Origin of the sequence: Rhodopirellula sp. UBA1907, from assembly GCF_002337565.1 — a bacterium.
GTDB lineage: Bacteria > Planctomycetota > Planctomycetia > Pirellulales > Pirellulaceae > Rhodopirellula > Rhodopirellula europaea.
This window is the reverse complement of the sequence record NZ_DDGH01000106.1, coordinates 1-4,306: the sequence shown is the minus strand read 5'-3', so window position 1 is coordinate 4,306 and position 4,306 is coordinate 1. Positions and strand designations below refer to the sequence as shown.

Sequence of the window (4,306 nt, the reverse complement as noted above, 5' to 3'; positions counted from 1 at the left end):
AAGGTGGCTGGCACCATCCGGCGAAAAGGTGGCTGGCACCATCCGGCGCCGCTCAACGTGATGGCCCGAGAAGAAAAACCGTGGCGCGAGCCAACACTCGCTATTGACAATTCCTAAGACAGCCGATGGCACCTTACGGTTGTTTCACAGATCATCCATCAGAACATAAGTCCTCCTCCTCGATACCGAACGCCCCCAAAGAGTACCAAATCTCAAAGAACGGTTTCTCGGAATCTTTGTTCGGAGTCATTGCGCCCTGCCCCTCGTTGAAATTCGCTACGCAGTGAAGGTAACGCATCACGTGACTTAAGATCGAAACGCATATGTCAACACATTCATCCCCAAATTCACCTTTTGATTGAATGCGATTTCTTGAACGGTAGAGGATCTCCGCCAATTCTAAGTAGTTGTCTTTTGCCAGCATGTCGGCGACGAGCGTAGTGCGTTCTGAAATTTCCATTTTTTACCTAGAACCTATCCGAAAACCTCACCAAACCCCGCAAATCAGGGGGCAAGAGTGGGTATTCGGATAGGCTCCTAGTCCCCGTAACGATGACGCCAAGATCGGTTCCGTCTGATGTAAATCCAAGATCCTTGAACGTTACATTCTTGAATCCAAGTTTTTTCCGAATGTAATCGGCATGAGTTGAACTGATTCCACCTTCGCGGAACTTCCTTAGGTTGTCCCAATCAAGTTTTCCGGTAATGGAGTTGACGTCCCCACCCGCCTCTTTTATTGCTCGTCGATACAATGCGGATCCTACACCTCGACTCTTGAAGTCAACATCCACAAGTCCGATGTACAGATCTTTGGTTTGCGAGTTGTACGTTGCCCGTATTCGACCTGCGTTCTTAACTACGCTCCCAGGTCTGATTGGCTCTGATCCAATGAATCTGATCTCAAACTGATTACCTGCTCGCAGAACGTCGAAGTCACCCTTTGGGGCATCCAGGCTGCGGCGTTGAGGTGAATCTATGTCGAGCTTTTTGTGTAGTGTTCCTATGAAGTAAAATGAGGCTGCTTTGAATGCCGCCTCGCTTGGATCATTCAAGGCAGCCTCGCGGAGTGCTAGCAGCTCTTGCCAGGCGGCATGGACCTCCTGTCCGTATTCCTCCTTCACGGTACCATTGAGTATTCGGTCAAGCAAGATAGTTACTTCACCGCCCGGCAGCGTTCTCGCGGTTTCGTAGATCAAGTCCTCCAGTTGACCGGCAACTTCTATTCGTTTTCGTTTGATTTTCTCCATTGCATCGTCGAGAAAGACTTCTGGGTCGACAAAGCCCTGCGTGATCTGAACTTCGTCCTCAGCGTAGATTGCGTTGGCTACATCGTAGGCAGACCCTCCTTTGACGTAGACCACGACCATTCCTTTTACAACCTGGACTTCTGCATTACCTGAACCGCCACCAAAGACGAACATCGAGTTCTGCCGAACGTGTTGCCATTTGTTTAGATCTTTCCCCAGAAGTATTAACACGTGATCCTTGAAGTCGAATTGGTCACCGCGCCCATGGATTGGCAGAGAGGCCAACACAGCTGCGCCGTGTCCGACTATGTTCAGCATGCCTGACAGTGAACGACCGGTAATCGCATCGGCCACTTTTCCTGCGATTGCTCCAAATTCTCGCCATGTCAACCCGGACTCTACCTGTGAATTCACTGATGATGACGAAGTCGATCGCTCAATGTTCCGGGCCTCTTCTCTTGACGTGAGACCCGCATCGCGAATGCGGCCGGCTTCCTCAATGCTTGACTCAGCTGGAGTGATTTCTATTTCTGGTGAGACGGCCCCCGGCACCGCTTGGACAAGATCTAATTGGTAGTCGGGAATTTGATTGTAAATATCGCTGGTCCAATTTTCAGTTCGATCCAGGACCCGATCGGTGACCGCGATCCATCCGCTCGCGGGCATCGAGACGCTGATTTGCCCGGCGATGTTGAGCGTTCCTGGAACTCTCGCGACAACTGATGTTTGGGCGGGTTTGCTGCCGGGGTTGCCAGCGTTGCGATGAGCGTTTGCTGTCCCGGTTGCGGAAGTTACGACGGCATCGGCTGACGCCGTGTAGGCGGCGAGTGACGAACCCACATTTGCATTGCGCAGGGTCGTTTCTGCTGGGATGACAGTCAGCTCGATGTCTCGCTGAGCGGTGATTGCGTCGAGTTGTTCAGTGAGCTCTGCCATCGCTCGATCTCGCTCCGATTGGGCGCGCCCGCTTCTGAGTGAATCATCGCGTGCCGACCAGGGATCGCTGAGTCCGGATGACGGAGCGGCGCTAGCGTTGATGGCGGCAAGACGGAAGGTGTGCTCGTGCTGCGCCCAGGCAGACTCGCTGGTGTGGTAGGCGTTTGCCGAAGTTGTGCGATAGGTGCTCTGAGCGTCGTTTTGATCAACGATCCGGTCTTTGTCCGCCGTGAGCGTATCGACAAACCAATCGCGTTCGGCTGTCGCTTGAGCGATCATCAGATCCGCTTGCTCAGCAGCTTCCGCCGTCCACCAAGTTTGTTCCACGGTGGCTTGGGTTCCCGTGAACGTGGCATCAGCGGTTGTCACCGCGGTGGAGTGATTTGCGGTTGCCTGTTCCACTTCGTCTACCTGCTCGTGAACGAGTGTCTTCTCAGCAGTCGCGAGTTGAATTGTGTGAGTGGCTTCCGCAGCAGCCAAATCACGAGCGTAGTTGGATGCTGGGGTTGCCAAGTTGGTGTAGAAGTTTTTGGTTGCGGTGGCTTGGTCAAACGCAGCATCGCGGTCGGCGGTTGCGGTCGCCCGATCGTGCGTCTTGACCGCATCCGCGTAAGCAAGATCCATCGTGTGCGCCGCGACGATCGTTTGGTCCGTGTAAAGACTGTCAGCTGAATTTCGATTCGATGCCAAAGTGGTCGTCGCCGTTGCAATTTGGGAAGCAACGACTTGATTCACCTGTGCGAGCCCCCGCAAGTAGGCTGTGTAAGGGAGTGCATATTGCTGATCGATGTGGTCGTAGGCAGCAAACACACCAGCAGCATCGGATGTGATTTGGGCGACGGTTGAAGCTGCCACTGCCGTTCGCCGGGAAGATCGAGCGTTGGCCTCTGAAGTGAGATAATCACGGCGAGCGTCAGCATCAGCCCCCGCTTTCGTGCGTTCTGCTTCTGCAACGGCATGTTGATAGGTCAGCTCGACACCGGCGATTCCGGTTTCATAGGCAAAGTCCAAGTCGGCGGAGTCGGTGGTGTACTTTGCTTTCGAGGTCGCATCGTTCGTCTGAAGTGCCTTCAATGCATTCGCAACATACGTGGCGTAGTCAAGGTCTGCGTCTGCAATGTCTTTACGATAAGTTTTGTCGGCCTCGGATTCGTCAGGTTCACCATAATACATGTCTGAGCTCGGCTCGTCGTCGGCTGCATCCATGTCGCGATCTTTCGTGGCCTCGGCGATGGCGACCATTCTCGCAGCTTCAGCGACTGCGACGTCGTAGTGGTAATCAGCTTGGTATTGAACTGAATTTTGCCATCGAGTGTTTTCGATGGGCACTGAACCCGTCATCAAAGCCGACCAAACACCTTCACTGTTGGTCTGTTGTATTCGATTGGCTTGACTACGGTTTTCGATCAAATCCGTGCGTGACTCCGCTTCATCGATTCGGCGGATACCGTTGGCAGTCGCGATCGCTGCTGTGAAGTTTGCTTCGGCCAATACGACGAGTGTGCGGGAGTGAATGAAACCGGGGCGCATGGCATTCAGGCCGGCCAATTTTGCTTCGGCGACAACCGCAGCTTGGATATCGACATCGTCATCCGTGCTGATCGCAGTCGCCGTCAGTGTATTGGATTCCTCCGTTGCCATTGCAATCCGGGCATCGATTTGGGCGGCAGCCACGTCCGCAGTCTTCGTTCCGATTGCAAGCGAACGAACGCCGTAGTAACCGCTCTCTGCCGAGGCGAGTTGCACAACGTGAAGTTCTTCCGCATCCTGACGAGAGTTTGAAGCGGTTTCGTTTGCGATGGCGACCGTTTGAGTGTAGGCCAGGCTTGCAGTGGCTTCCACGTCTGCGTAGGTCAGTTCCGCCGAACCGATATTGGTGGCGTAGGTGACATTCGCAACGCCCTTGGCTTGCACCATTGTTTTGAGGGCATCGCCCAAGGAAGTTGCTTTGGTGATTGCCGCATCGCCAGCGTCTTCGGCGTAGTCACGTTCGGCGTCGTCCTGAGCGTCGTTAAACTCGTCGTTTGCGTCGGTCAAGTCGCTTTGAAGCGTATCGGATGCGGCCGTTGAGGTCCCGGAGTTGAAGAAGCTGCCGCCATAGCCGTATCCATATCCTCCCCAGC

The 4,306-nt window shown here is 54.0% G+C and carries 2 protein-coding genes; both read right to left on the bottom strand.

From position 1 onward, the window contains the following. Positions 1 to 151: 151 nt before the first annotated feature. Positions 152 to 460 (bottom strand): hypothetical protein, encoded by a 309-nt coding sequence (locus tag B2R17_RS26410; protein ID WP_286766340.1) that lies wholly within the window; start codon positions 458 to 460, stop codon positions 152 to 154. Positions 461 to 467: 7 nt separating this feature from the next. Continuing rightward, on the bottom strand, positions 468 to 4,306 hold a 3,839-nt coding region (locus B2R17_RS26405; RefSeq protein ID WP_286766339.1), incomplete at its 5' end, for a hypothetical protein.